Annotated in this window: 24 protein-coding genes; 21 read left to right on the plus strand and 3 right to left on the minus strand. The window is 63.8% G+C overall.

Annotated elements, in window-relative coordinates:
• Positions 1–189: 189 nt before the first annotated feature.
• The 17 genes from rho to QYQ98_RS00170 all read left to right on the plus strand — a co-directional run bounded on the left by rho (position 190) and on the right by QYQ98_RS00170 (position 15,977).
• A complete protein-coding gene (gene rho / locus QYQ98_RS00090) occupies positions 190–2,205 on the plus strand; it encodes a transcription termination factor Rho (RefSeq protein ID WP_302006752.1) in 2,016 nt (671 codons plus the stop codon).
• Entirely contained in the window at positions 2,205–3,284 is a 1,080-nt protein-coding gene (prfA, locus tag QYQ98_RS00095; protein ID WP_302006753.1) for a peptide chain release factor 1, read from the plus strand. Before rho ends, prfA begins: the two co-directional genes overlap by 1 nt.
• A complete protein-coding gene (locus QYQ98_RS00100; protein ID WP_302006754.1) occupies positions 3,271–4,170 on the plus strand; it encodes a HemK/PrmC family methyltransferase in 900 nt (299 codons plus the stop codon). Before prfA ends, QYQ98_RS00100 begins: the two co-directional genes overlap by 14 nt.
• Positions 4,171–4,207: 37 nt before the next feature.
• Entirely contained in the window at positions 4,208–4,873 is a 666-nt protein-coding gene (locus tag QYQ98_RS00105) for an L-threonylcarbamoyladenylate synthase (protein WP_302006755.1), read from the plus strand.
• A 3-nt stretch (positions 4,874–4,876) separates the two neighbouring features.
• Positions 4,877–6,016: an MraY family glycosyltransferase gene (locus QYQ98_RS00110; protein ID WP_302006756.1), complete on the plus strand. Its 1,140-nt coding sequence runs from the start codon at positions 4,877–4,879 to the stop codon at positions 6,014–6,016.
• Between the two features lie 89 nt (positions 6,017–6,105).
• Positions 6,106–6,531, plus strand: a complete 426-nt coding sequence (locus tag QYQ98_RS00115; protein ID WP_302007770.1) for a hypothetical protein — start codon at positions 6,106–6,108, stop codon at positions 6,529–6,531.
• Positions 6,532–6,882: 351 nt separating this feature from the next.
• Positions 6,883–7,680 (plus strand): F0F1 ATP synthase subunit A, encoded by a 798-nt coding sequence (gene atpB / locus QYQ98_RS00120; protein ID WP_302006757.1) that lies wholly within the window; start codon positions 6,883–6,885, stop codon positions 7,678–7,680.
• Positions 7,681–7,780: 100 nt separating this feature from the next.
• Positions 7,781–8,023, plus strand: a complete 243-nt coding sequence (locus QYQ98_RS00125; RefSeq protein WP_302006758.1) for an ATP synthase F0 subunit C — start codon at positions 7,781–7,783, stop codon at positions 8,021–8,023.
• Between the two features lie 47 nt (positions 8,024–8,070).
• Complete coding sequence (locus QYQ98_RS00130; RefSeq protein ID WP_302006760.1) at positions 8,071–8,652, plus strand: F0F1 ATP synthase subunit B; 582 nt, start codon at positions 8,071–8,073, stop codon at positions 8,650–8,652.
• 8 nt (positions 8,653–8,660) lie between these two features.
• Positions 8,661–9,494 carry a F0F1 ATP synthase subunit delta gene (locus QYQ98_RS00135; RefSeq protein ID WP_302006761.1) on the plus strand — a complete coding sequence of 278 codons (834 nt, stop codon included), beginning with the start codon at positions 8,661–8,663 and terminating at the stop codon, positions 9,492–9,494.
• Between the two features lie 8 nt (positions 9,495–9,502).
• On the plus strand, positions 9,503–11,182 hold the full coding sequence (gene atpA, locus QYQ98_RS00140) for a F0F1 ATP synthase subunit alpha (protein WP_302006762.1): 1,680 nt from the start codon (positions 9,503–9,505) through the stop codon (positions 11,180–11,182).
• Positions 11,183–11,255: 73 nt separating this feature from the next.
• Positions 11,256–12,230, plus strand: a complete 975-nt coding sequence (locus QYQ98_RS00145; RefSeq protein ID WP_302006763.1) for a F0F1 ATP synthase subunit gamma — start codon at positions 11,256–11,258, stop codon at positions 12,228–12,230.
• A gap of 3 nt (positions 12,231–12,233) precedes the next feature.
• Positions 12,234–13,784 (plus strand): F0F1 ATP synthase subunit beta, encoded by a 1,551-nt coding sequence (gene atpD, locus QYQ98_RS00150; protein ID WP_302006764.1) that lies wholly within the window; start codon positions 12,234–12,236, stop codon positions 13,782–13,784.
• A 9-nt stretch (positions 13,785–13,793) separates the two neighbouring features.
• On the plus strand, positions 13,794–14,156 hold the full coding sequence (locus QYQ98_RS00155; RefSeq protein WP_302006765.1) for a F0F1 ATP synthase subunit epsilon: 363 nt from the start codon (positions 13,794–13,796) through the stop codon (positions 14,154–14,156).
• A gap of 190 nt (positions 14,157–14,346) precedes the next feature.
• Positions 14,347–14,805, plus strand: a complete 459-nt coding sequence (locus QYQ98_RS00160; protein WP_302006766.1) for a DUF2550 domain-containing protein — start codon at positions 14,347–14,349, stop codon at positions 14,803–14,805.
• A 185-nt stretch (positions 14,806–14,990) separates the two neighbouring features.
• Positions 14,991–15,683: an endonuclease NucS gene (nucS, locus tag QYQ98_RS00165; protein WP_302006767.1), complete on the plus strand. Its 693-nt coding sequence runs from the start codon at positions 14,991–14,993 to the stop codon at positions 15,681–15,683.
• Between the two features lie 18 nt (positions 15,684–15,701).
• Positions 15,702–15,977 (plus strand): hypothetical protein, encoded by a 276-nt coding sequence (locus tag QYQ98_RS00170; protein ID WP_302006768.1) that lies wholly within the window; start codon positions 15,702–15,704, stop codon positions 15,975–15,977.
• On the opposite strand, the gene QYQ98_RS00175 is transcribed toward QYQ98_RS00170, so the two are convergent.
• The 3 genes from QYQ98_RS00175 to QYQ98_RS00185 form a co-directional block, all read right to left on the minus strand.
• Positions 15,974–17,122: an HNH endonuclease signature motif containing protein gene (locus tag QYQ98_RS00175; protein WP_302006769.1), complete on the minus strand. Its 1,149-nt coding sequence runs from the start codon at positions 17,120–17,122 to the stop codon at positions 15,974–15,976. The two genes, QYQ98_RS00170 and QYQ98_RS00175, sit on opposite strands and share 4 nt — an antisense overlap.
• 310 nt (positions 17,123–17,432) lie before the next feature.
• Complete coding sequence (glgB, locus tag QYQ98_RS00180) at positions 17,433–19,649, minus strand: 1,4-alpha-glucan branching protein GlgB (protein WP_302006770.1); 2,217 nt, start codon at positions 19,647–19,649, stop codon at positions 17,433–17,435.
• A gap of 166 nt (positions 19,650–19,815) precedes the next feature.
• Positions 19,816–21,843: a maltotransferase domain-containing protein gene (locus QYQ98_RS00185; RefSeq protein WP_302007772.1), complete on the minus strand. Its 2,028-nt coding sequence runs from the start codon at positions 21,841–21,843 to the stop codon at positions 19,816–19,818.
• A 167-nt stretch (positions 21,844–22,010) separates the two neighbouring features.
• On the opposite strand from QYQ98_RS00185, the gene QYQ98_RS00190 reads away from it, so the two are divergent.
• From QYQ98_RS00190 to QYQ98_RS00205, 4 genes are read left to right on the plus strand one after another with little or no spacing between them, the layout of a single operon-like run.
• Positions 22,011–22,862, plus strand: a complete 852-nt coding sequence (locus QYQ98_RS00190) for an ABC transporter ATP-binding protein (protein ID WP_302006771.1) — start codon at positions 22,011–22,013, stop codon at positions 22,860–22,862.
• Positions 22,863–22,899: 37 nt separating this feature from the next.
• A complete protein-coding gene (locus tag QYQ98_RS00195; protein WP_302006772.1) occupies positions 22,900–23,727 on the plus strand; it encodes an NUDIX hydrolase in 828 nt (275 codons plus the stop codon).
• Positions 23,717–25,063: an SAM-dependent methyltransferase gene (locus QYQ98_RS00200; protein WP_302006773.1), complete on the plus strand. Its 1,347-nt coding sequence runs from the start codon at positions 23,717–23,719 to the stop codon at positions 25,061–25,063. Before QYQ98_RS00195 ends, QYQ98_RS00200 begins: the two co-directional genes overlap by 11 nt.
• 41 nt (positions 25,064–25,104) lie before the next feature.
• Complete coding sequence (locus QYQ98_RS00205) at positions 25,105–25,896, plus strand: electron transfer flavoprotein subunit beta/FixA family protein (protein ID WP_302006774.1); 792 nt, start codon at positions 25,105–25,107, stop codon at positions 25,894–25,896.

Consider the following 25,896-nt stretch of genomic DNA (forward strand, 5'->3'; position numbering starts at 1 on the left):
CCTGAGGCGCTTTCGCCTCGCAGATTTTCCACCGCCTTTGCATGCCATTCGCGTTCGAGCATGCAGCGCGAGTCCGATCTAGCGTGCACCACCTCCGCCCCCGACATGAACGGGCGTTCACACCCGCCGGCCGAGTGTGGGGATAACCGCGTGAACACAGCGTCGCACGAATATGACGAAAGGACCTCCGTGACCGATACGGATAACGCCGCGAGCCAGGACCTCGCATCGCTCAAGCTTCCGGAGCTGCGCAAAATCGCCGCCGAAAAAGGCCTGCGCGGCACGTCGGCCCTGCGCAAGGGCGAGTTGATCCAGGCCATCACCACGGGCACCGTCCCGCAGCGCGCACGTCAACGCGCCAGCGAACAGGCAGTCGCCGACAACGCCGGCTCGGATTCGACGCCGAGCGCCACGTCGCGTGAGGGCAGCGAGGGCAGCAAGCCCCGCGACAACAAAGACAACCGCGACAACAACGGCAACAACGGCAACAATGAAGGCAAGGGCGACGAGCAGCGCTACGAGTCCCGCTCCGCCGCACGCCGCGCCCGCCGCAACCGCGCCAAGCACGGGGACCAGAACGAGCACAAGCTTGACGACGGTGCGACACCCGAGGACCGTGGCGACCAAGGCGATGACCAGCGCGAATCCCGCGACAACCAGGACGATCGCGACGGACGAAATGAGCGGAATGACCGCGGTGGCAACAACGGCCGGGGCGGCAACCGGAACAACAACCACCGCGGCGGCGAGAACGGTCGCGGAAACGACGACCGGGGTCAGCGTGATGGCCGCGATGACCGCAACGGCAACGACAATGACCACGGCAACGGCAACGGCAACGGTGAAAACAACCGCGGTGGCGGTAATAACCGGGACAACCGTGACAACAACAACGACGGGGGCGGCAACGGCGGCGGGGGCCGTCGCGGGCGCCGGAACCGTCGGAACCGTCGGAACCGGGACAACCACAACAACGGTGGCGGAAACAATCAGAACAACCACAACAACAACGGCCAGGACCTGGACCCGGAGGAGCTGCAGGAGGTCGCGGGCATTGTCGACATCGTCGACAACAATGCGGCGTTCGTGCGCACGACCGGGTACCGGGCGAACCAGGCGGACGTGTTCATCAACAACAACCTCGTGCGCCGCTGCGGCCTGCGTTCCGGCGACGCGGTGATCGGCCAGGTCCGCGCGAACGGCCAGGGCCACACCCACGGCAACGGGCGCAACCGCCAGCGCTACAACCAGCTGGTGCGCGTGGACACGGTCAACGGAATGACGGTGGACGAGGCAAAGCAGCGCGCGGAGTTCCACAAGCTCACCCCGCTGTACCCGAACCAGCGCCTGCGCCTGGAGACGGAACCGAATATTCTGACCACGCGCGTGATCGATTTGGTCATGCCGATCGGTAAGGGCCAGCGCGCGCTCATCGTCTCCCCGCCGAAGGCAGGTAAGACGACGATCCTGCAGAACATAGCCAACGCGATCGCGCACAACAACCCGGAGTGCTACCTCATGGTCGTGCTTGTCGACGAACGCCCCGAGGAAGTCACCGACATGCAGCGCTCCGTCAAGGGCGAGGTCATCGCTTCCACCTTCGACCGCCCGCCGGCAGAGCACACCGCCGTGGCGGAGCTGGCCATCGAGCGCGCGAAACGCCTCGTGGAGATGGGCCAGGACGTCGTTGTTCTGCTCGACTCCATCACCCGTCTCGGCCGCGCCTACAACAACTCCTCGCCGGCGTCGGGCCGCATCCTGTCCGGTGGTGTGGACTCTAACGCGCTCTACCCGCCGAAGCGCTTCCTGGGCGCCGCCCGCAACATCGAAGAGGGCGGGTCGCTGACCATCATCGCTACCGCCATGGTGGAGACCGGCTCGGCCGGCGACACGGTCATCTTCGAGGAGTTCAAGGGCACCGGCAACGCCGAGCTCAAGCTCGACCGTAAGATCGCTGAGCGCCGAGTGTTCCCGGCTGTGGACGTCAACCCGTCCGGCACCCGCAAGGACGAGCTGCTCATGAGCCCGGAAGAGGCGCGCGTCATGCACAAGCTGCGCCGTATCCTCTCCGCGCTGGACCCGCAGCAGTCCATCGACATGCTGATCAAGCAGTTGAAGAAGACGAAGAACAACGGCGAGTTCCTCGTCGGCGTGGCACAATCCGCGCCGATGGCGGCTGACCAGGAGTCGGAGGATTACCAATAATGGCAGACACATCGCAGGTCTCGCTTGTCGACGACTACGTGTCCGAGTACCAGGGCATCCAGGCCCAGATGAGCGACCCGGAGGTGGTGGGCGACCAAGATCTCTTCCGGAAGCTGTCGAAGCGCTATGCGCAGCTGCAGCCGATCATTAACGTCAACAACGAGCTCAACCAGGCCCGCGAGGACCATGAGGCCGCCGCTGAAATGGCTGCCGAGGACAAGGAATTCGCTGAGGAAGCCACCCGGCTCGAGGGCGAGATCGTCCGTCTTGAGGAGGAGCTCGCCGACCTACTTGCCCCGCGCGACGAGCACGATGCCGACGACGTGATCATGGAGATCAAGGCCGGTGCCGGCGGCGAGGAGGCCGCGCTGTTCGCCGGCGACCTCGCCCGCATGTACCAGAAGTACGCAGAGAAGGCCGGTCTGACCTGGGACGTCCTGGATGTCGCCGAATCTGATCTGGGAGGCGTGAAAGACATGACGGTGTCCGTGACCATGAAGAACCCGTCGCGCGACGGTGCGTGGTCGAAGCTCAAGTTCGAGGGCGGTGTCCACCGCGTTCAGCGCATCCCGGTGACGGAATCGCAGGGGCGTATTCAGACGTCGGCAGCCGGCGTCTACGTCTTCCCGGAGACCGAGGATGTCGCAGATATCGAGATCGACGAGAAGGACATCCGCGTCGATGTGTACCGCTCGTCCGGTAAGGGCGGCCAGGGCGTGAACACGACGGACTCTGCCGTGCGCATCACGCACCTGCCCACCGGCATCGTGGTCACCTGCCAGAAGGAGCGTTCCCAGATCCAGAACCGTGCCCGCGCGATGCAGGTCCTTCAGGCCCGCCTCGAGCAGGCCGAGCGCGAGAAGGCCGAGGCAGAGGCGGCAGAGGGCCGCGCGTCCCAGGTCCGCACGATGGACCGCTCGGAGCGCATCCGCACCTACAACTGGCCGGAGAACCGCATCTCGGATCACCGCATCGGTTTCAAGGCGAACAACCTCGATTCCGTGCTCGACGGAAACATGGACGACCTGATCACGGCGCTCCAGACCCACGAGCGCCAGGAGCGACTTGAGGCAGAATAAGCTCCGCGAGGCCATTGCCCGCGCCACGCAATCGCTTATCGACGCTGGCGTGGCCTCCCCCCACGTCGACGCTCGCCTCATCGCCGCTCACCTTTTGGACGTGCCTCCCACTCAGCTCGTTTTGGCCGAGGTCCCTGACGGTGCCGATGGTGCCGATGGTGTCGACGGTTCGGATAGCTGGGGTGGTTTCGATAAGACATACGCGGCTCTCATTGCCCGCCGTGCGAACCGTGAACCCCTGCAGCACATTGTCGGCACTGCTCCCTTCGGGGTACATGACCTGAAGGTGGGGCCAGGGGTGTTCATTCCCCGGCCCGAAACCGAGGTGCTCGCCGAGTGGGCAGTGAGCCAGAAGCCTACGGGAACCGTCGTCGACCTCGGCACAGGTTCAGGGGCGCTGGCCATCTACATCGCGCAGGGAGCGAAGCCGGAACGCGTTATCGGTGTGGAGAAGTCCCCGGTGGCGCGGGAAACCGCCGCAGCCAACTCTGCGCCGTTCCCCAATGTTGGGATTATCGCGGGCGACATGACGGACCCGGATCTCCTCGCGGAGTTGTCCGGCACTGTCGATCTCATTGTGGCGAATCCGCCCTACGTCCCGTACGTTCCGCCTGAAACGGGGGAGTTGGAGCCGGAGGTCTACCACGATCCGGTCGACGCCGTTTTTTCCGGCGCAGACGGAATGGACGCGATCCGCGGCCTCATCCCAGTCGCCGCGCGTCTGCTCGCCCCGGGCGGAAAGTTCGGTATCGAGCACGATGACTCCACCGCGGAAATCACCCGTACCGTTGTCGAATCCTCAGGTTCATTCGAGGACATCCGCAACGTACCCGACCTTGCGGGACGCGCGCGGTTTGTCACGGCGAGTAAGCTACGGACCAACTGACCGCTATACCGTCCACGACCTAAGGAGCTCCACCTCGATGCCGAGCAGAATCTACGACTGCCTTGATCCGCAAGGGCGCAAAGACGGCATCGCAGCCGCTGCGAGGGCCGTTCGCTCCGGGCAGTGTGTGGTGCTGCCGACGGATACGGTCTACGGGATTGGGGCGGACGCGTTCAATCCGGATGCCGTCGCAAAGCTGCTTGCCACGAAACGGCGCGGCCCGAACATGCCCGTTCCTGTTCTCGTGGGTTCGTGGACGACGATACAAGGGCTCGTGCGCGAGTTCACCGAGACAGCGAAGACTCTCGTGGAAGCTTTTTGGCCTGGTGGCCTCTCCTTGGTCGTGCCCGAGGCTCCGTCTCTTCCGTGGAACCTGGGCGACACTCGCGGCACTGTGCTGTTGCGTATGCCGCTCCAGTCCGTCGCGATCGAGCTGCTCCGTGAAGTCGGCCCGATGGCTGTGTCAAGCGCGAACATCTCCGGGCAGGCTCCGCCGGTGTCTGCCGCCGGCGCACGCGACCAGTTCGGCGAGGCGGTGCAGACCTACCTCGACGGCGGCACCGCCCAGGTGGGTACGCCATCGACGATTCTCGACATCTCCGGTCCCGCGCCAGTGATTCTCCGTGAGGGCGCTGTGAGCCCCCAGCGGATCGGTGAGGTCTTGGGCCTTGACCCTGAGGAGCTGAGGCGGAAAGACAGGTAGGTCATGACCGGATCTGGTGTCCCACTTCGGGAGCTCGGGCTGGTCATTCTCGTCGCGGCGGTGATCAGCTATTTGGCGACGGGGCCTGTCCGCTCCCTGCTCGTCCGCACCGGGCGCATTTCGGAGATCCGTGAGCGGGACGTGCACACTCAACCCACACCGAGTCTCGGCGGGGTGGCCATGTTCACCGGGTTTCTTTCGGCCGTGTACCTGGCGATGCAATTGCCGGCCCTGACCCGCGGTTTCGCGCCTGTCACGCCTGAAATGACGGCCGTGGTTGTCGGCTCGTTCCTCATCGTGGTGGTCGGCATTATTGACGACCTGTACGAACTGGGCGCCTTATCCAAATTCTTCGGACAAGTAGTGGCTGCAGTGACGATGTCTGTGATGGGCTTGTCGTTCAATGTTTTCTACCTGCCCTTCGGCGGCGGCACCACCGTCATCTTCGACCAGACGCAGGGAGTAATCGTGTCCTCTCTGCTGATCGTTATGCTCATCAACGCCTTCAACTTTGTCGACGGCATCGACGGTCTCGCTGCCGGGCTCGGGATGATCGCCAGTGCCGCCATTCTGGTTTTCTCGCTGACCGTTCTGCATGATCAGGGTGGGGCAGTCTCGGCGTACCCGCCCGCGATCATCTGCGCCGCTCTCGTCGGCATGTGCGCGGGATTCTTGCCGCATAATTACGAGCCCGCCCGGATCTTCATGGGCGACTCCGGTGCCATGCTGATCGGTCTTCTTCTCGCTGCGGCGTCGATCTCCGCCTCGGGGAAGATCAACATGTCGCTCTACGGCACGGCGGACTTTGTGGCGCTCGTCAGCCCCTTCCTCGTCGTTGTTGCGGCAGTTGCCCTTCCCGTGATCGACCTGATTATGGCGGTGATCCGGCGCGTCTCCCAGGGAAAGAGCCCGTTCGCTGCGGATCGGCAGCACATTCACCACCGCCTTCTTGCACTCGGGCATACCCACCGCCGCACCGTGCTCGTGCTGTACATGTGGGTCTCTGCCATCGCATTCGGAGCTGTGAGCTTCTCCGTCATCCCGTCCCGCTACGCGGCCGTTCTGCTTGTCAGCGCCGTCGTCATTGCAGCGGCCGCCACTGCCGTGCCCGCCATGAAAGGGAAGATCGGGCCCGCGCGGTAGCATGTGCGATTGTGAAACCTGAAGCCACCGAACCACACGCCACAGAGTCCGTCGCCGGCTCCACCGCCGGGTCCGCCGCTGGCTCCACCATCGCAGCGGATGCACAGTACCGGGAATACGAGGACCCCCAAGCTCCGCTGAAGCGCGCCCTCAAATTGGGGGGTTGGGCGCTGGTCGCGCTCACCATTGTGTCTCTGGCTGTCTGGGGCGGAATGCGAGACCTGCCAGGAATCTGGGGCGTGCTTCTCGGCGCGGCCATCGGCGGTGGGTTCGTCCTCCTCACGGTCGTCTCGGTGCTGCTCACCTCCAACACCACGCCCGCAACGACCATGACAGTCGTGCTCGGAAGCTGGCTAGTCAAGCTCTTAGTCTTGATGGGTATCCTCGCGTGGCTGCGCACGATGACCTTCTACGACACGACTGCCTTCGCAGTCACGGTCATCGCGGCGCTCGTCGTGGTTCTCGCCACCGAAGTGTGGGGAATTATGACGACTCGGACGCTGTACGTGGGGTAGCGGGGGAGACGTCGATAAGCGGGTGCCCCCTGTGCCACCCCTAACGGGCCACTGAATAAAACGCGCACCTGCTCATACGTGGACCCTGAGAAATCGCTCCATAAATACCCGCGACAACCTCCCCCCAACATGCCCGATTCGCACGTTCTGCTGATAGGCTAAGCGCGGGTTAGAAGAGGAGAGCTACGCCTTAATGGGGTAACCGCCTCTAGAAGTCCCCTGCACCGCGGTAGCTGATGTGCGACGGAGTCCGCCGCGGAAGGCAGAAATGAAGACGTCCATCGCACCGCACCCCACACCGGGGATGCGGCCCGAGAACGGGAGAGAACGCTGAGCGTTACAACTTTGGCCATGAGGGGCAGCTTCCACGCGCCCGAATTGGACCCAGAATTTTTCCCGGGGCAATACTACGGCCAAATCATCGGGGAAGATTTCCTCGGTGGTTGGTTCGCGCTGGATCGCATCATGCTTGTCCGCCTCTTCATGGCGGCCGTGCTGATCATCCTGTTCTTGCTGGCTTTCCGGAAACCCCAGTTGGTTCCCAAAGGTCTGCAGAACTTCGGTGAGCTCGCAGTGGACTTCGTCCGCGTGCAGATCGCCGAAGACATCTTGGGCAAGAAAGAAGGCCGCCGATTCCTTCCGGTGATCGCGACCATCTTCTTCACGGTCCTCTTCATGAATGTTGCCACGATCATTCCGGGGTTGAACATCTCGCCGAGCTCACGAATCGGTCTGCCGATCGTGCTCGCGCTGGTGGGCTACTTCACCATGATCTACGCAGGCGCATCGCGCTACGGATTCGGCAAATACGTGAAGCACTCGCTCGTGATTCCTAACTTGCCTCCCGTGCTCCACCTTCTGGTGGTGCCGATCGAGTTTTTCTCGACGTTCATTCTGCGTCCGGTCACCCTGGCTCTTCGTCTCATGGCGAACTTTCTGGCCGGCCACATCATTCTTGTCATGCTGTACTCTGCCACGAACTTCTTCTTCTGGCAGCTCAACGGCTGGACGGCAATGGGTGGCCTCACACTGGTCGCAGCGGTTCTGTTCACCCTGTTCGAGTTGATTGTCATCTTCCTGCAGGCGTACATCTTCGCCCTTCTGGTCGCGGTGTACATCGAACTGGCGCTGCACGCAGATTCGCACTAGTCAGGCGCGAACTGACACACGGTCAACTGAATAACCCCACTCACAACGTCACAGCCCGGCCCTCAACTGGACCGGGCACCAAGAAAGGGAACGACTTTCCATGAACGACATCATCCTCGCCCAGGCAGCAGAAGAGAGCACCATCAGCGGTCTCGGTGCCATCGGCTACGGCATCGCCACCATCGGCCCGGGCCTGGGCATCGGCATCCTCGTCGGCAAGACCGTCGAGGGCATGGCACGTCAGCCGGAGATGGCCGGCCAGCTGCGCACCACGATGTTCCTGGGTATCGCCTTCGTCGAGGCTCTTGCCCTGATCGGCTTCGTCGCCGGCTTCCTGTTCTAAAAGAACTCTCACGCTAACTCGTAAACCTTTTAGATCAGGAGCAACCAATGACGAACGTCATCTACCTACTTGCGGCTGAGGAGGCCGAGACGTTGCCGCTTGAGGGCGGAAACTCCATCCTCCTGCCCAAGAACTACGACCTCGTCTGGTCCCTCGTTGTCTTCCTCGTCATCTTCCTGCTCTTCTGGAAGTACGTGCTTCCGCGGTTCCAAGAAGTTCTCGCTGAGCGCGAAGACAGGATCAAGGGTGGCATTGAGCGCGCTGAGTCCGCTCAGGCACAGGCCAAGGCTGCTCTGGAGAAGAACAACGCACAGCTCGCTGAGGCACGCGCCGAAGCCGCCGAGATCCGCGAAGCCGCCCGCCAGAAGGGCAAGGAGATCGAAGCCGAAGCACGCGCCAACGCAGAAGCAGAGTCCCGCCGCATCGTCGAGAACGGCGAGAAGCAGCTTCAGGCTTCCCGCGAGCAGGTTGTCGCCGAGCTGCGCAACGAACTGGGCCAGAACTCCATCACGTTGGCTGAGGAACTCCTCGGTGAGGAGCTGTCGGATTCCACCCGCCGCTCCAACACCATCGATTCCTTCCTGAGCCAGCTGGACACCGTCTCCGCCCGCTCGGCGACGCGGAAGTGAGGTAGTCCATGAGAGCAGCTAGCCGCGAAGCACAGACTCGGGTCGCCGAGAAACTGGACGCATTTCTGCGCAACTCCGGCGATTCCGTCTCCATCGCAGCACAGGTGGGAACCGAGCTCTTCCTCGTCGTGGACCAGCTCGAGCAGCACCGCCCGCTGCGTGTGGCAGTCGCAGACGCATCCCTTGCGCCTGAGCAACGCTCCGGCATGATCAGCGACGTGTTCGGCAGCAAGGTGGCTGATGCCACCCTCGCCGTGCTGAAGCAAGCCGCTGAGCAGGAATGGTCAACCCCGCGCGAATTCCGCGAGGGCCTCGTGCACCTGGGCCGCCGCGCCCTCCTGCGCGGAGCCGAGAGCGAGGGCAAGCTCGAGCACGTTGAAAATGAGCTCTTTGCACTGTCCCGCCTCCTCGAGCGCGAAGGCGAGCTGACCCAGCTGCTGTCCGACCGCCGCGCAACCGCGGACCAGAAGCGCCAGCTTCTGGCGAGCGTCCTGTACGGCAAGGTGAGCATGTACACCGAAGCGCTTGCGCTCCAGGTGATCGGCCGCCCCGAGCACAACCCGGTCGACGACATCGCAGCGATCTCGCGCGAGTCCGCCGAGTTGACAGGAAAGACCGTTGCGGAGGTCACGTCGGCGACAGAGCTGACGGATGCGCAGCGCGACGCGCTGGCAGACAAGCTAGGCAAAATATACGGCCGCGAGATGGCCATCCACTCCGAGGTTGACCCCAGCCTCCTCGGCGGTGTGACCATCCGCGTTGGCGACGAGCTTATCGACGGCTCCACGCGCGGCAAACTGTCGCGCCTGCGTGCCGACATGGCCGCCAACACGGCTTTCTAATGACGAAAATGCTGGAACAATCTACCGAGAGCAGGAAGAACATGGCGGAGCTGACGATCTCCTCCGATGAGATCCGTAGCGCGATAGCGAACTACACCTCGAGCTACTCCGCGGAGGCCTCCCGTGAGGAGGTCGGCGTGGTGACGTCGGCTGCAGATGGTATTGCCCAGGTTTCCGGGCTGCCGGGCTGCATGACCAACGAGCTGCTTGAGTTCCCGAACGGCGTCATCGGCGTCGCACAGAACCTCGACACCGACTCCATCGGTGTTGTGGTCCTGGGTAATTTCGAGACCCTCACTGAGGGCGACAAAGTTGTGCGGACAGGTGAAGTCCTGTCCATCCCGGTCGGGGAGAACTTCCTTGGCCGCGTGATCAACCCCCTGGGCCAGCCGATCGACGGCCTCGGCCCGATCGAGGCCGAAGAAGAGCGCGCGCTTGAACTTCAGGCCGCAGGCGTTCTCGACCGCCAGCCGGTCGAGGAGCCGATGCAGACGGGCATCAAGGCGATCGACGCCATGACCCCGATCGGCCGTGGACAGCGTCAGCTGATCATCGGCGACCGCAAGACCGGTAAGACCGCGGTCTGCATCGACACCATCCTCAACCAGAAGGCCTACTGGGAGACGGGCGACAAGACCAAGCAGGTCCGTTGCATCTACGTCGCCATCGGCCAGAAGGGCTCGACCATCGCTGGTGTGCGCCGCACCCTCGAGGAGAATGGTGCACTGGAGTACACCACCATCGTGGCAGCTCCGGCATCCGACTCCGCAGGTTTCAAGTGGCTCGCACCGTTCGCCGGTGCAGCGCTGGGTCAGCACTGGATGTACCAGGGCAACCACGTCCTGGTCATCTACGATGACTTGACCAAGCAGGCTGAGGCCTACCGTGCGATTTCGCTGCTGCTCCGCCGCCCTCCGGGCCGCGAGGCATACCCGGGCGACGTGTTCTACCTGCACTCCCGTCTGCTCGAGCGCGCCGCCAAGCTTAACGACGAGCTCGGTGCCGGCTCCCTGACCGCCCTCCCGATCATCGAGACCAAGGCGAACGACGTCGGTGCCTTCATTCCGACCAACGTCATCTCGATCACGGACGGTCAGTGCTTCCTGCAGTCCGACCTCTTCAACCAGGGTGTGCGCCCGGCTATCGACGTCGGTATCTCCGTCTCCCGTGTCGGTGGTGCCGCACAGACCAAGGGCATGAAGAAGGTCGCCGGTAACCTGCGTCTTGACTTGGCCGCCTACCGCGACCTGGAGTCCTTCGCAGCCTTCGCCTCCGACCTGGACGACGCCTCCAAGCGTCAGCTCGAGCGCGGGCAGCGCCTCGTCGAGCTGCTGAAGCAGGCCGAGAACTCGCCGCAGCCGGTCGAGTTCCAGATCATCTCCATCTACCTCGCCAACGAGGGCGCATTCGACTCCGTTCCCGTCGAAGATGTCCGTCGTTACGAGGCAGAGCTGCACGAGACGATCCGTGCCGAGGCCCCTGAGGTGTACGACCAGATCGACGGTGGTGTCGCACTGTCCGACGAGTCCAAGTCGACTCTGAAGTCCGTCAACGAGCGCTTCGCACGCAACTTCCAGCCCACCAACGAGGAGCACGTCGTCCGCGAGCCGGAGGCAAAGCCCCTCGACGAGGCGGATGTGTCGAAGAACCAGCTCAACGTTTCTCGTAAGTCGCAGAAGCGCGGCTAGTTCGTCCACTAAATCCGAACTAGGTAAGCGAATACGACTCACTACGACTTAAGAGAAAGGAGGAGCACACACCATGGCTACACTTCGCGAACTGCGTGACCGAATCCGGTCAGTCAATTCCACGAAGAAGATCACCAAGGCCCAGGAGCTGATCGCGACATCGCGGATCACCAAAGCCCAGCAGCGCGTTGAAGCGGCCCAGCCGTACGCCAACGAGATGCAGGACATGATGGAGCGCCTCGTGTCGGCGACATCCCTGGACCACCCGATGCTTCGTGAACGCGAAAACGGCAAGGTGGCGGCAATGCTCGTGGTCACATCCGACCGCGGCATGGCCGGTGGCTACAACCACAACGTGCTCAAGAAAGCCGGCGAGCTGGAGCGCATGCTCCAGGACAACGGCTACGAGGTGGTCCGTTACGTGACCGGCGGCAAGGGCGTCAGCCACTACGACTTCCGCGATCAGGAGATCGCGGGAGAGTGGACCGGCTGGTCCCAGGACCCGTCGTGGGACGCCACCCACGATGTGCGGCAGCACATGATCCAAGGCTTCGAGGCAAGCTCCGAAGGTGAAGCGAAGTGGCGTGAAGGCATTCGCGGCGCCGAGGGGCAGGCTGTGCGCGGTTTCGACCAAGTGCACGTTGTGTACACGAAGTTCGTGTCCATGCTGTCGCAGGAAGCCACTGTCCACCAGCTGCTTCCCATCGAGCCCGTGTTCCAGGACGTGGAGTTCGAGCAGGAAGACCTGTTGCACACGTCCGGCAATGTCTTGCCGGACATGGATTTCGAGCCGGACGCAGATTCGCTCATGGAGCAGCTGCTTCCCGCTTACGTTTCCAGGTCGCTCTACTCGATCTTCCTGGAAGCGTCGGCAGCCGAGTCCGCGTCGCGACGCACCGCGATGAAGAACGCGACGGACAACGCAACCGAACTTGCCGGCGAGCTCTCGCGTGAAGCGAACCAGCTTCGCCAGGCGAAGATCACCCAGGAAATCACCGAGATTATCGGCGGCGCTGGCGCGTTGTCCGGTAGCGGAGAAAGTGACTAGAACATGACTACAGCTCAATCTTTTGATGGGCGTAACGACGAGCCGACCGGGGCCGATGACAACGTCGCAGCCTCCGGTGCCGTCGAGAACGCCGCTGATAATGCCACCCAGGCTCGTAGCGCTGAGAGCACCCAGAACCCGCAGGGTTCCGAAAACGGCCGCGTCGTGCGCGTCATCGGTGCGGTCGTCGACGTGGAGTTCCCGCGCGGCGAGCTGCCGGAGCTCTACAACGCTCTGCACACCGACATCGAGCTCGAGGCAGTGGCAAAGACCATTACCCTCGAGGTCGCCCAGTTCCTGAGCGACGGTCTCGTCCGTACCATCGCCATGGCCCCGACCGACGGCCTCGTCCGCGGCGCCAAGGTCGTCGACACCGGCAACCCGATTTCGGTGCCGGTCGGCGACCAGGTCAAGGGCCACGTCTTCAACGCACTCGGCGACTGCCTCGACGATCCGTCGGTCGGCCAGGACGGCGAGCGCTGGGGTATCCACCGCGAGCCCCCGGCATTCAAGGACCTCGAGGGCAAGACCGAGATCCTCGAGACCGGTATTAAGGTCATCGACCTGCTCACCCCGTACGTCAAGGGCGGGAAGATCGGCCTGTTCGGCGGTGCTGGTGTGGGTAAGACCGTTCTCATCCAGGAGATGATTACCCGTATTGCCCGCGAGTTCTCCGGTACGTCGGTCTTCGCCGGCGTCGGCGAGCGCACCCGTGAGGGTACGGACCTCTTCCTCGAGATGGACGACATGGGCGTCCTTCCCGACACCGCCCTTGTCTTCGGTCAGATGGATGAGCCGCCCGGGGTCCGTATGCGCGTGGCCCTGTCCGGCCTGACCATGGCGGAGTACTTCCGCGATGTGCAGAACCAGGACGTGCTTCTGTTCATCGACAACATCTTCCGTTTCACCCAGGCAGGTTCTGAGGTGTCCACGTTGCTCGGCCGTATGCCGTCTGCTGTGGGTTACCAGCCGACCCTGGCTGACGAGATGGGTGTTCTGCAGGAGCGCATTACCTCCACCAAGGGCCGTTCGATTACGTCGCTGCAGGCCGTGTACGTGCCGGCGGACGACTACACCGACCCGGCCCCGGCGACGACCTTCGCCCACCTGGATGCGACCACCGAGCTCTCCCGTTCCATCGCCTCGAAGGGTATTTACCCGGCTGTGGACCCGCTGACCTCGACGTCCCGCATCCTGGAGCCGGGCATTGTCGGCGAGCGCCACTACGAGGTCGCCCAGAAGGTGATCAACATCCTGCAGAAGAACAAGGAACTGCAGGACATCATCGCCATCCTCGGTATGGACGAGCTGTCCGAAGAGGACAAGATCACCGTTATGCGCGCCCGCAAGATCCAGCGCTTCTTGGGCCAGAACTTCTTTGTCGCTAAGAAGTTCACGGGTGACGAGGGTTCCTACGTGCCGCTCGAAGAGACGATCGACGCGTTCGACCGTCTCGCGTCCGGCGAGTTCGACCACTACCCGGAGCAGGCCTTCAACAACCTCGGCGGTCTGGACGACGTTGAGGCTGCGTACAAGAAGCTGCAAGAGAAGTAGGAGTAGCTCATGGCTGAAATCACCGCGCACCTCGTTTCGGTTGAGCGCAAGCTGTGGTCCGGAGAGGCGACGGTTGTTACCGCTCAGACCACTGAAGGTGAGATCGGCGTGTTGCCTGGCCACCAACCCTTCTTGGGTCAGCTCAAGGAGAATGGCGTTGTGACCATCACCCCGGTCGACGGCGACAAGATCGTCGCGGCCGTCCAGGGTGGGTTCGTCTCGGTGACTGGAGACAAGGTCACCATCCTGGCGGACTACGCGATCTTCGCCGACGAGGTCGACTCCAACGAGGCTTTCGACGAGGACGACCCCATGTCGAAGGCACGCCACGAAGCGGAGCAAGCAGCTTTGCGACGTAGCGGCAACGCCTAAGCTCTCCCTCCCCGCCCGAACCCTGCCACTGGCTGGTCCGGGCGGTTTCTTTTGCGCCGTATTGTTACTCGCCGCTTAATCCATCCCGCCCGCGCTGCGCAATCCATTGCAGCGATACCGTGCTTCGATGGGGGGAGTCCAACTTTTGGCGGTTAAATTCTCGCAACTTGAGTTATTAGACTGATCCTTTATGAAGCTTATGGGGTTCCTCTGCGTTGCAGTAGCGATCGTGCTGCTGGCCGGTGCGTTGTGGAGGTTCCTGACAGTGCGGAATAACGGCACTCCTGCGCTGCTTCGGCAGCTTCCAGCGTCGGGTAGCCATGGTTGGCGCCACGGCATTGCTGTGTACACCGGAGAAACGATGCGGTTCTTCAAGCTGCGTTCGTTGTCTTTTTCCGCTGATCTGGAGCTTGATCGCTCGACGCTCGCTATCACCGGTAACCGTCAAGCCACCGAGACCGAACGGGATTTCATGCCCGGGGTTGAGGTGGTTGTTCTGTTTTCCTCGCAGGCTGAGGAGTATGAATTTGCGGCTAACCACCGCGCTGCCATGGCTCTGATCTCATGGGTCGAGTCCGCTCCGGACAGCAGGCAGGTGCGCACGGACATGAATTGTTTGCACCAGCGGGCCTTCCGCGGCGGCGTCTAACTTGTTTGAACTGTCTGTCCTCTCTGATCTTTCCTCGCTGCCTGAGTCAATAGCGGCAGCGGTTCTTGGGCCCGGCCGGTGATAGGCCGGCGGTAGCGGGCCTGGCGGTCGTTCGGACCCTGAGTGGCCATCACGGGCAGGGTCGCCGGGAGTTACACACGACGGCGACGCTAGGGTAGGAAGCTATGCGTCTAGTTATCGCCCACTGCTCGGTGGATTACGTCGGCCGCTTGGATGCGCATTTGCCACTCGCGGACAGGTTGATCATGGTGAAGGCGGATGGCTCCCTGTCGGTCCACGCTGATGACCGCGCCTACAAACCGTTGAACTGGATGACACCGCCGTGCACGATTGTCGAGGAACCGATTCTGGACCTGGACGGTGACGAGACCGGTGCACAGCTCTGGGTGGTGGAGAACCCGAGGGGTGAACAGTTGCGCGTGACCATTGAGGAGATTCATTCGGACGTGACGTACGACCTTGGTGTGGATCCCGGGTTGATCAAGGACGGTGTTGAGGCGCACTTGCAGGAGTTGCTCGCGGAGCACATCACGACGCTCGGCGAAGGCTTCACCCTCGTGCGCCGCGAATATCCGACGCCATTGGGCCCCGTCGACATCATGGCTAAAGACGCCGATGGTGGGGCCGTGGCCGTGGAGGTTAAGCGCCGGGGCAATATCGACGGTGTCGAGCAGCTGACCCGATACGTCGAGATGCTGAGCCGGGATGCGCTGATTGGTCCGGTGAAAGGTGTCTTTGCAGCGCAGGAGATCAAGCCGCAGGCGCGCACGCTCGCCGAGGACCGCGGGATCACGTGCGTCACCCTCGATTACGACGAGTTGCGCGGCATCGAATCCAACGAGTTGCGTCTGTTTTAGGGAGGGGAGGGGGTTAGGGTGCCGCGGAGGAATCGTCGATACGCGCAGCAATTGCGTCCTCTTCCCCGTGACGGGGGCACGTACTGGGGCACGCGCGAGGAGGAAGGTCCGCACGGCGATATCTACCTGGTCCGGCAGATCGGATCGGCGTCAGCGACGAAGTTCTACGTGTGCCCCCGCTGCAACCAAAACATTCCGCCGGGGGTTGCGCACATTGTGGCGTGGCCGCGGGACACTGGCGGGCGCGGGGATGACAGGAGGCATTGGCATCGGCACTGCTGGGAGCGTCGTTAGGCGAAAAGGGTGTTCATCGCTCCCCGTGTCGTGTTGCGCACGAGGTAGCCGCGCGGGGAGCGCCATACGGGCGTGCCCGCGACATTGACGATCCGTCCGCGTCGCGCGCGCTGCGGGTCGTCGTCGTTGACGCGGTTGTGGTAACGGCACAACGGCGCGAGGTTGGCAAGATTCGTCTCCCCACCGCGCTTCCACGCCGTGATGTGGTGGATTTCGCAAGCGTCGGCGCCGTGCCGGCAGCCGGGCACTGGGCACGTGGGGCTTGTTGCGCGGGCGAGGGTGCGCTGCTTCGCATTCGCTAATCGACGTCCGCGGTACAGGTTCACAGCCCCTTCCTCCGGGTGGAATGTGGCGGCTTCGAGGTAATTCTCCGCTGTGGCGTAGTACTGGTTGAGAAATTCTGCGCCGGTCATGGTGGTGCCGTCGGTGAGTTGCAGTATCGTTTCGTCGCCTTCACCTTTGTGGATCTTCACCCATTCGTGGAGCGGAATGAGCAGAAGAGGACGCGGCACCGCGTAAGGAACGCCTGCGGTGGCGGTGCTGGGTGGCTCGCTGCCGCCGTCCTCGCCGCTGTTCCCGTCGCTCTGGCTGCCTGGCGGGTTGTAACCGCGCATGAGCCGCAGGAAACTCTCGAGCATTTGTGGTGCGACTGGCTTGGAGGTGTCGGCACCTATGGTCAGTGCGCGCTCAAGGTCGGCCATGTCGCGCTCGTCGGCGGTGACTGTCATGGTGCGGCGTCTTGCCCTCGACCGAGAGAATGTGACCTGCTTGCGGGGCGGGGGAGGAGAGTCCTCACCGGGCACGAGGCGTTTGGCTAGGCGTGCGAGGGCTTTGTAGTCGCCGTCGGCGTCGAGAAGCGAAAGGCGCAGTTTCGCTTTCGCGCGGTTCGAAGCGATCTTCCTGATTTTCCGCTCGATGAGGGCAAGCTGGTCTAAGGAAAGTGAGCTTCGGTGCGCCTTCTCGCGTGCGAGGCGCTGCTTCTGCGGCGATGTCGTGGGGCCGAAATACGTCCCGTGGAGTTTGCCCCACGCATTCGCCCGATTGGGGTCGAGGCCCGCGTCGAGTGCGGCCTGCTTGTCGAAGCCCTCCAGCACCTCCATCGCCGAGGCCGTCATCGTCTTGATCAGGTTCTCGAATGCTGTCATACGTGGAACGCTAGCGCTCGGTCAAACCAGGTGTAAAGGCCTAGAAGTCCACCATAATGGACATTTTCACGGAACCGCCACGTGCCGAATGTGAACGGAGTGCACTGGGTAATCACCCGCGCTAGAGGAAGACTCGTGATGCGCGAATCCGGCCCCACATCGCATCGGCGCGGGGTGTGGGCATGTCGAGGCCGAGGGTCTGGCGCGCTGTCACTAGGGCGTGCACCGGGAGTGCGCGCATTTCGGGCGCGCCGGAGGGCAGTGCGGGTGATGAGCCCGCGGTGCCGGCGCTGAGCCCGCGCTGCAACTGCTACCGCAACCGGTAGAACTGCGTGCTCATCGCCGGGACGTGGAAGGACGCCGACTGCTCGAAGCTGTCCCACGGCTGGGGCTCGGTGGGGACGGCGGCCTCCAGCGCGTTGCCTGCACCGTGGTAGCGGGCTTCGTCGGTGTTGAGGATGAGCTCCCATTCGCCGGCGCGGGGCAGACCCAGGCGGTAGTTGGGCTGGGATGCGCCAGAGAGGTTGATGACGGCAAGCACCGGTGTGGCATCCACACCCCAGCGGATGTAGGCCAGGATGTTGTGCTCGGAGTCGTCACCCTTGATCCACTGGAAGCCCATGGGGGTGTTGTCCTGGCTGTACAGGGCGGGGGTGTCGCGGTACAGGTGGTTCAGGTCGCGGACGAGGGTGCGGATGCCGTCGTGGTATTCGCTGTCCCAGCCCTCGAGGTCGTCCCAGTTGACGGACCCGGCTTCGGCCCATTCGGTGGTCTGACCGAACTCGCAGCCCATGAACATCAGCTGCTTGCCGGGGTGGGAGTACATGTACGCGAAGAGGTTGCGCACGCCAGCGGCCTTGTTCCAGGAATCGCCGGGCATGCGCTCCCACAGGGATCCCTTGCCGTGGACGACTTCGTCGTGGCTGAACGGCAGGACGTAGCGCTCGGAGAATGCGTAGACGAGGGAGAAGGTGATCTCGTGGTGGTGGTAAGAGCGGTGAACGGGGTCGAGGGAGAAGTACTCGAGGGTGTCGTTCATCCAGCCCATGTTCCATTTCAGCGAAAAGCCGAGGCCGTCGGCGGAGGTCTGGGCGGTCACGCCGGGCCACGCGGTGGATTCCTCGGCGATGGTGAGAACGCCGGGGTGGGTGCGTTGGACGGTGGCGTTGACTTCCTGCAGGAATTGGACGGCGTCAAGGTTTTCGCGGCCGCCGAACTGGTTCGGCAGCCATTCGCCCGGGTTGCGGGAGTAGTCGAGGTAGAGCATTGAGGCGACGGCGTCGACGCGGATGCCGTCGAGGTGGAATTCCTCGAACCAGTACAGGGCGTTGGCGACGAGGAAGTTGCGTACTTCGTTGCGGCCGAAGTCGAAGACGTAGGTGCCCCAGTCTTTCTGTTCGCCGCGGCGCCAGTCGGGGTGTTCGTAGAGGGGGGTGCCGTCGAAACGCGCGAGCGCCCATTCATCTTTGGGGAAGTGCGCGGGAACCCAGTCGACGATGACGCCGATGCCCGCATTGTGCAGCTTGTTGACGAGGTACCGGAAATCATCCGGCGTTCCCCAGCGCGCGGTGGGGGCGTAGTAGCCGGTGACCTGGTAGCCCCATGACCCGCCGAAGGGGTGCTCGGCGACGGGGAGGAATTCGACGTGCGTGAAGCCGTTCTCCTGCAGGTAGGGGACGAGCTCGTTGGCGAGTTCGCGGTAGCCGTAGCCGACGCGCCATGAGCCGATGTGAACCTCGTAGACGCTCATCGGGGCGTTGGCTGCGTCGGTGCCGGGGCGTGCGGCCATCCATTCGTGGTCGGTCCACGCGTATTTGTCGACGTCCGCGACCACGGAGACGGTCTCCGGCGGGGTCTTTGTCTGCTTCGCCAACGGATCCGCTTTATCGACGGCACGTCCGTCCGCCCCCTGCACCGTGAACTTGTATTCGGCGCCGGGTTCAATGCCGGGGATGAAGATCTCCCAGATGCCGGTGGAGCCGAGGGTGCGCATCGGGTACTGGTTGGGGTTCCAGTTGCAGAACTCTCCGATGACGGCGACACCCTGGGCGTTGGGGGCCCACACCGCGAAGGAGGTGCCTTTCACCTCGCCCATCGAGGTGTTGTACGTGTGCTGGTTGGCGCCGAGCACTTCCCAGAGACGCTCATGGCGGCCTTCGCCGATGAGGTGGAGGTCGAAGGAGGTCAGAGTCGGCAGAAAGTGGTACGGATCGGCGATGATGACGGGGTCGCCCTCCGGGTAGGTGACCTGGAGGCGGTAGTCGGGCGCTAGGTCGTCGCTAAGCGGCAGCACCCAGATGTCGTCGCCGATCGGGGTCATGGGCACGCCTTCGTTGTGGATGAGCACTTCCACGTGGGTTGCACCGAGGAGGCGTGTGCGGATCACAGAGCCTGTCGACGTCGCGTGCCATCCGTAAAAGTCGTGCGGGGCATGGTGCTTGCACTCGAGGAGTCGGCGCCGGTCCTCGTCGGGAATAAAGTGCGCCGGTTCCAGCTGTGCGGGGGTGTCGTCGAAGCCGGAGGTCATGATGTTCCTTTGCCTGATCGGTGTGGTGTGTCTGTCTGAGTTGGGTCTATTTGCGCTGTGTATGTCGGCTGGGGTGGCGCACGGCGGTCGATGCACTCTGGTGGCTGCACGGTGTCACGGTGTCACAGTGACGTGGCCGCCGGCACACCCCGCTTGTGGGGCCATCTTACGGGCGATAATCCTCGTCTGGGATGTGTCGGAAGGCGAGGTGGGTGCGGGCGGGTTCGTCGATAAGCGGAAGGCGGAAGATGTGCGCGACGTTGTCCATGGGGCTTAGACGGACGTAATTGCGCATCGTCCAGTCGTAATCCGCGCCTGAGACCTCGTCGTGGACGGGGAATGTCGCGCCGGGTGCGAGGCCGAGCGCTTCCATGTTGAGCGTGACGGTGGCTTCTTGTGTGTACGTCGGATCGAGGTTGACCACGATGAGAACGCTGTCGCCGGTGGCCGCGTCGAATTTGGAGTAGACGAGGATGCTGTCATTGTCCGCGTCGTGGAAGTGCAGGTTGCGCAGCTGCTGGAACGCGGGGTGCTCCTTGCGGATGCTGTTGAGAAGCGTGATGTACGGCTCCAGCGAATCCCCACGCTCGAGCGCGCCCTGAAAATCGCGTGGGCGCAGTTCGTACTTCTCGGAGTTCATGTACTCCTCGCTGCCGGGGGCGACAGGCTCGTGCTCGTAGAGCTCGAAGCCGGAGTACATGCCCCACAGCGGGCTAAGTGTCGCGGCGAGTGTTGCGCGGATCGCGAATGCCGCCCGGTTCCCGGTCTGGATGAACGCCTGGAGGATGTCCGGGGTGTTCACCCAGAACGACGGGCGGGAGATATCAGCGAACCGGACTGTCTGCTCGGTGAATCCGGTGAGCTCCTTCTTGGTGGTCTTCCACGGGAAATAGGTGTAGGACTGCGTGAAGCCGGCCTTGGCCAGGCCCAGCAGGCGGGGCGGGCGGGTGAAGGCCTCGGCGAGGAAGATGATGTCGGGGTGCGTCTCGTGGACTTTGGCGATGAGCCAGTGCCAGAAATCCACCGGCTTGGTGTGGGGGTTATCCACGCGGAAGGTAGTGATGCCCAGCTCGACCCACACCATGAGCGCGCGGTAGATCTCCTGGTAGATCCCGTCAGCGTTGTTATCGAAGTTGATGGGGTAGATGTCCTGGTACTTCTTCGGCGGGTTCTCGGCGTAGGCGATGGTGCCGTCGGCGAGGACGGTGAAGAACTCGGGGTGCTCTTTCGCCCACGGGTGGTCGGGGGCCGCTTGGAGAGCAAAGTCGAGGGCGACTTCCAGGTCGAGTTCCTGTGCGCGGCCGAGAAGCGCGCGCAGGTCTTCTTCGGTGCCCAGCTCGGGGTGGATGGAGTCGTGGCCGCCGTCGGCTGAGCCGATGGCCCAGGGGGAGCCCACATCGCCGTCTTCGGCGACGAGGGTGTTGTTCGGCCCCTTGCGGTTCTTTTCGCCGATCGGGTGGATGGGCGGGAAGTAGACGGTGTCGAAGCCCATGGCGGCGATTCGGGGCAGCGCCTCGGCGGTGGTCTTGAAGGTGCCGTGCACGGGTCGGCCCTCTTCGTCCCATCCACCGGTGGAGCGGGGGAACAGCTCGTACCAGGAACTAAACAGAGCTTTCCTGCGATCGACGAGGATCTGACAGTCGGGTCCGGCGGTGACGAGGTCGCGCACGGGGTGCACGGCGAGAATCTCGGCGATCTCGGGCGATAGTGCCGGTTCGAGGCGCTCGCGCAGGGGCGCGTCGGATTCGAGTGCGTCGGCGGCCTGTTTCAGCGCAGCGGTGCCCGCGGCGTGTGCTCCGGCTTCGGTCGCGGCGCGGCGCAGCAGTTCCGCACCGTGTGCCAAGTCGTTGGCCATTTCCGAGCTCGACTGGCCGGCCGCGGATTTCTTGGTCACGGCGTTGCGCCACGTCGACACCGGGTCGGACCACGCTTCCACACGGAAGTGCCAGAGCCCAGTGACGTCGGGGGTGATGACAGCGTTGCAGTAGTCAGGCCGGTCCGTTTCCGGCGTCATGGGCACCGTGTACTCGTGGCCCTCCGGGTCGGTCACCACGACGGTCGCTGCGATCGCGTCGTGGCCTTCGCGCCACACCAGGGCGGAGATCGGAACGACCTCTCCTACGACCGCCTTCGTCGGCAGTGCGCCGTCGGTGGTGCGGGGGCGGACGTCGTCGATTCCAAGACGGCCGAACACTGGCTTACCGGTTGCTGGGTTGCCGATCACTGGGTTCACGTCAATTCACCTCGTCGGTTAGAAGTCGGTCCGGGGCTGCGAGAACGCCCCACCAAACCCAGAGTAGCGGAGGAAAGGGGGAGGGAATGGTCGCGTCAGTGAGCCGTCGGCAAGCAAAATGCGCCACAATGGGAGGCGTGACTGACCGAACTCCCGAAATTGAACCGACCGACCCCGACTTGCTGCTCGACTTCCGTGGCGTGGAATTCCGCCGCGGCGGTAAAACGCTGGTGGGGCCCGTTGACTGGCAGGTGGAGCTGGACGAGCGCTGGGTGGTCATCGGCCCAAACGGCGCCGGCAAGACCTCTCTGATCCGGATGGCAGCGGCGCAGGAATTCCCGTCGACGGGCACCGCGTTCGTGCTCGGGGAGCAGATCGGCAAGACAGACATGCGCGATTTGCGCGCCGTGATCGGCATGACCACCTCGGCGCTGGCGGACCGGGTTCCGGTGGATGAGCGGGTCGAGGACCTAGTGCTCTCCGGCGGCTACGCGGTCATCGGCCGGTGGCGCGAGGAGTACGAGGAACAGGATTACGAGCAGGTGCACGACGCGCTCGACCAGGTCGGCGCGTACCACTTGCTCGGGCGCCGCTGGGGCACGCTGTCGGACGGCGAGAAGAAGCGTGTGCTCATCGCGCGTGCGATCATGGTCAACCCGGAGCTGCTCATCATGGACGAACCCGGCGCGGGTCTGGACCTCGGCGGTCGGGAGGACCTCGTGGCGTACCTCGGGGATCTAGCGCTCGATCCGGATGCCCCGGCGATCGTGATGATCACCCACCACGTGGAGGAGATCCCGCACGGTTTCACGCATGCGCTGCTTCTCGACGAAGGCGAGGTCGTCGGCCAAGGCCTCATCGATGACGTGCTCACCAGCGAGAACCTGACTAAGGCGTACCACCAGCCGATCAAGTTGTCCAAGGAAGACGGGCGTTTCTTCGCGCGGAGGGAGCGGAGGGGTGGTACGCACCGTCGATAAGCGAAAGTGCGGTAAGCGGAACTTGCGGAGGTAGCTCATGCCCACGCGCAACGAAGAGGACATGCTGGGAATCAATTACGGCCGTCTCGCGGCGACCGTTATTCTCGTGCGCGACGGTGTGGCGGGCCTTGAGGTGTGGATGCAGGAGCGCGTGCTCACGATGCGCAATTACCCGGGCATGACGGTGTTCCCGGGCGGTGGCGTGGACATCCGCGATTTCCCGTCGAACAAGGACGAGGCGAAAGAATTGTGGTCGGGGCGTTCGGCGACGGACCTGGCGAAACAGCTGGACGTCAAGCCGCGCCAGGCGCACGCGCTCGTGTTCGCGGCCGTGCGCGAGCTCTTCGAGGAGACAGGCACGCTCCTGCTTGTCGACGACACCGGCGCCCTCCTCAGCGACGCCCGCCCCTTCCACGTCGAGCGCAAACGGCTGGAAAGCCACGAGCTCTCGTTCACAGAGCTGCTCGAGGAGACAGGCCTCGATGTCGATGCGACTCTGCTGCGACCGTCCGGCCGCTGGGTGGGTAAATCCGAAAAAGGCACCTGGTTCGACACCTTCACGTTCGTTGCAGAATTGCCCGCCGGCCAGGAGCCCGACGTGGCCACCGGCGAGGCGAGCGACGCCAACTGGTTCCCGCCGAGCTTGCTTATCGACGGCTGGCGTCAAGGCCTCGTCCGCTTCGCCCCCTCCACGTGGGCGCAGCTGTACGACATCTCCGAATTCTCGTCCGTCGCCGAGGTTATGGAGCACGTGAAAGGAATGCCGATCGAAGCCGTTGTGGGTGATCCCGTCGACATTCCCCGATACGCGGAGCTTTTTGACCGCCAACCCGTAAACCGGATGGGGAAGAAGTTTGAGCTTTAGCCTTGAGGAGGTCCGCTTCCTCGCCGACCACACCGACGAGATCGCACACACCGCTACCGATGCCGGCATCCAGCTCACCGCTGCGTCCGCGATTTCGGACCGCGACAAACTCTCCGCGCTCTTCGGGGATAAAGCCCGCGCAGTCATGGAGCTCCTCCGCGCGCGGCGGACGCTTGCACCGAAACTCGTTTCGCCCGCCCACCTTGTCCCCGGCGCTCCTGAACCGCCCGGAGCGGATACACAAGCTGACCGGGCTGCCCAGGCTGCCAGCGGCGGCGACGTGGCCGCGGCGTGGCTCGCCGACAGTGATTCCGCGCAGCAGGCGACCCCGCTCGCCGTTTCCCAGGTGCGTGCGGAGAGGATCGCTGCTGCGGGGGCAGCGCTGGTGCACGATGTCACCTGCTCGATCGGCACGGAGGGCCCCGCGATGATTGACGCCGGGATGGACTGGTTGGGCACCGACGTGGACTACGCGCGCCTGCTCATGGCGCGCGAAAACGTCGGCAACGTCGGCAACGTCGGCAACGTCGGAACTGGCAAGGTGCGGGGTCGGGCGCGGGCGTGGGTTGCGCAAGCCGACGCGCTCGCTCCCGTGACCACGGCTGCCAGCAGCCCGGGGCCCCGGATCCGGGCGTGCTCGGGAACGGGCTCGCGGCCGGGGCGTGTCATCGTGGCGGACCCGGCGCGCCGGGCGGACGGGCGACGTATCACGGACCCGGCGAAACTCATCCCGCCGTTGCCAGACCTACTCGCCGCATACCCGGGTGCGGCGATGGCTGTGAAGTGCGCTCCGGGAATCGACTACTCGGACTGGCAGGGTCTCGTCAGCGTCGTCAGTGTCAACGGGGGAGTCAAAGAAGCGTGCCTGTACACCCCGGATCTGGCGGAGCCGGGGCACACCCGGGAAGCAGTGATCATCCGGGAACAGTTCACGGAGAGGGTGAGGGATGGTGGGGGTGAGGTGGGCGTCGATAAGCCGAAAAGCTTCATCGTCGAGCCGGACGGCGCTGTGATCCGCGCCGGGCTCGTGCAGCAATGGGCGGCGCGGCACGACCTGTCCATGCTGGACCCGCACATCGCGTTCCTCACCGGCGACGCAGTGCCGCCCGGCTACTCGGGATTTCCATTCATCGAAGCGGTGCCGCTGAAGAAGCTGCGGCCTGCGCTGCAGGCGCACGGCGCGGGTGCGGTGGAGATTCTCGTGCGCGGCGTGAATGTGGACCCTGACCAGCTGCGCCGCAAGCTGAAACTGAAAGGCGACCGGCCGATGGGCGTCGCCATAGCGCGGGTCGGGGACAGCGCCACGGCGTTCATTTGCGGTGCCCGCGTGCGCTAGGCTCGTGTGAGCGAATCTGACAGATGGAAGGTGAAACTTTTATGCCCACCATTGCTGTTTTGGTGAAAAACGTGCCGGACACGTGGTCGACGAAGTCGCTCGAGGCGGACAACACGCTCGACCGCGCAGGCGCCGACAACGTCATCGACGAGATCAACGAGTACGCCGTCGAAGCGGCCCTGCGTCTGCGCGACGCGGGCGATTACCGCGTTGTCGCCGTGACCATGGGGCCGGAAGGCAGCGAGGAAGCGCTCCGCAAAGCCCTGGCAATGGGTGCGGACGACGCAATTTCGCTTATCGACGACGCCCTCGCCGGCTCCGACGCCATCTCCACCGCATGGGCGCTGCATAACGCCCTGAACACCATCGACGACCTAGCTCTAGTGATTGCCGGTAACCAGTCCTCCGACGGCGGCACCGGCACGCTGGCGGGGCTGTTGGGGGAGTACCGTCAGGTCCCCGCGGTGACGCAGGCGCACAACCTACGGATCGAAGGCGGCGAGGTTCTGGCCACCCGCGAAGACGAGCGCGGCACGTGGGAGATCGCTGCGCCGCTGCCGGCCGTGGTGACCGTGACGGAGCAGTCCGACAAACCGCGCTTCCCCAACTTCAAGGGCATGAAGGCCGCGAAGAAGCACGAGATCACGCGCCTGACCATCGACCAGATCGGCGTCGAGGCCGGCCAGGTCGGTCTGACCAACGCCGCGACGAACGTGACCAGCGCGTCCGAGGTGCCACCGCGCGCCGGCGGTGAACTGCTGGAAGGCCCGGCGGATGATGTCGCTGCGCAGGTCGTCGAAAAGCTGGCAGCCCGTAATCTTCTGTCCCGTTAA

Source organism: Corynebacterium sp. P3-F1, from assembly GCF_030503635.1.
Classification (GTDB): domain Bacteria; phylum Actinomycetota; class Actinomycetes; order Mycobacteriales; family Mycobacteriaceae; genus Corynebacterium.

Bases quoted from the DNA above. Each gene is read 5' to 3' on its own strand.
- QYQ98_RS00160 (WP_302006766.1), top strand. From the start codon at position 14,347: ATGAAGCTTATGGGGTTCCTCTGCGTTGCAGTAGCGATCGTGCTGCTG.
- QYQ98_RS00110 (WP_302006756.1), top strand. From the start codon at position 4,877: ATGACCGGATCTGGTGTCCCACTTCGGGAGCTCGGGCTGGTCATTCTC.
- nucS (WP_302006767.1), top strand. From the start codon at position 14,991: ATGCGTCTAGTTATCGCCCACTGCTCGGTGGATTACGTCGGCCGCTTG.
- QYQ98_RS00205 (WP_302006774.1), top strand. From the start codon at position 25,105: ATGCCCACCATTGCTGTTTTGGTGAAAAACGTGCCGGACACGTGGTCG.
- QYQ98_RS00125 (WP_302006758.1), top strand. From the start codon at position 7,781: ATGAACGACATCATCCTCGCCCAGGCAGCAGAAGAGAGCACCATCAGC.
- atpA (WP_302006762.1), top strand. From the start codon at position 9,503: ATGCTGGAACAATCTACCGAGAGCAGGAAGAACATGGCGGAGCTGACG.
- QYQ98_RS00190 (WP_302006771.1), top strand. From the start codon at position 22,011: ATGGGAGGCGTGACTGACCGAACTCCCGAAATTGAACCGACCGACCCC.
- QYQ98_RS00175 (WP_302006769.1), bottom strand. From the start codon at position 17,122: ATGACAGCATTCGAGAACCTGATCAAGACGATGACGGCCTCGGCGATG.
- glgB (WP_302006770.1), bottom strand. From the start codon at position 19,649: ATGACCTCCGGCTTCGACGACACCCCCGCACAGCTGGAACCGGCGCAC.
- atpD (WP_302006764.1), top strand. From the start codon at position 12,234: ATGACTACAGCTCAATCTTTTGATGGGCGTAACGACGAGCCGACCGGG.
- atpB (WP_302006757.1), top strand. From the start codon at position 6,883: ATGAGGGGCAGCTTCCACGCGCCCGAATTGGACCCAGAATTTTTCCCG.
- QYQ98_RS00105 (WP_302006755.1), top strand. From the start codon at position 4,208: ATGCCGAGCAGAATCTACGACTGCCTTGATCCGCAAGGGCGCAAAGAC.
- QYQ98_RS00155 (WP_302006765.1), top strand. From the start codon at position 13,794: ATGGCTGAAATCACCGCGCACCTCGTTTCGGTTGAGCGCAAGCTGTGG.
- QYQ98_RS00195 (WP_302006772.1), top strand. From the start codon at position 22,900: ATGCCCACGCGCAACGAAGAGGACATGCTGGGAATCAATTACGGCCGT.
- QYQ98_RS00145 (WP_302006763.1), top strand. From the start codon at position 11,256: ATGGCTACACTTCGCGAACTGCGTGACCGAATCCGGTCAGTCAATTCC.
- QYQ98_RS00130 (WP_302006760.1), top strand. From the start codon at position 8,071: ATGACGAACGTCATCTACCTACTTGCGGCTGAGGAGGCCGAGACGTTG.
- prfA (WP_302006753.1), top strand. From the start codon at position 2,205: ATGGCAGACACATCGCAGGTCTCGCTTGTCGACGACTACGTGTCCGAG.
- QYQ98_RS00135 (WP_302006761.1), top strand. From the start codon at position 8,661: ATGAGAGCAGCTAGCCGCGAAGCACAGACTCGGGTCGCCGAGAAACTG.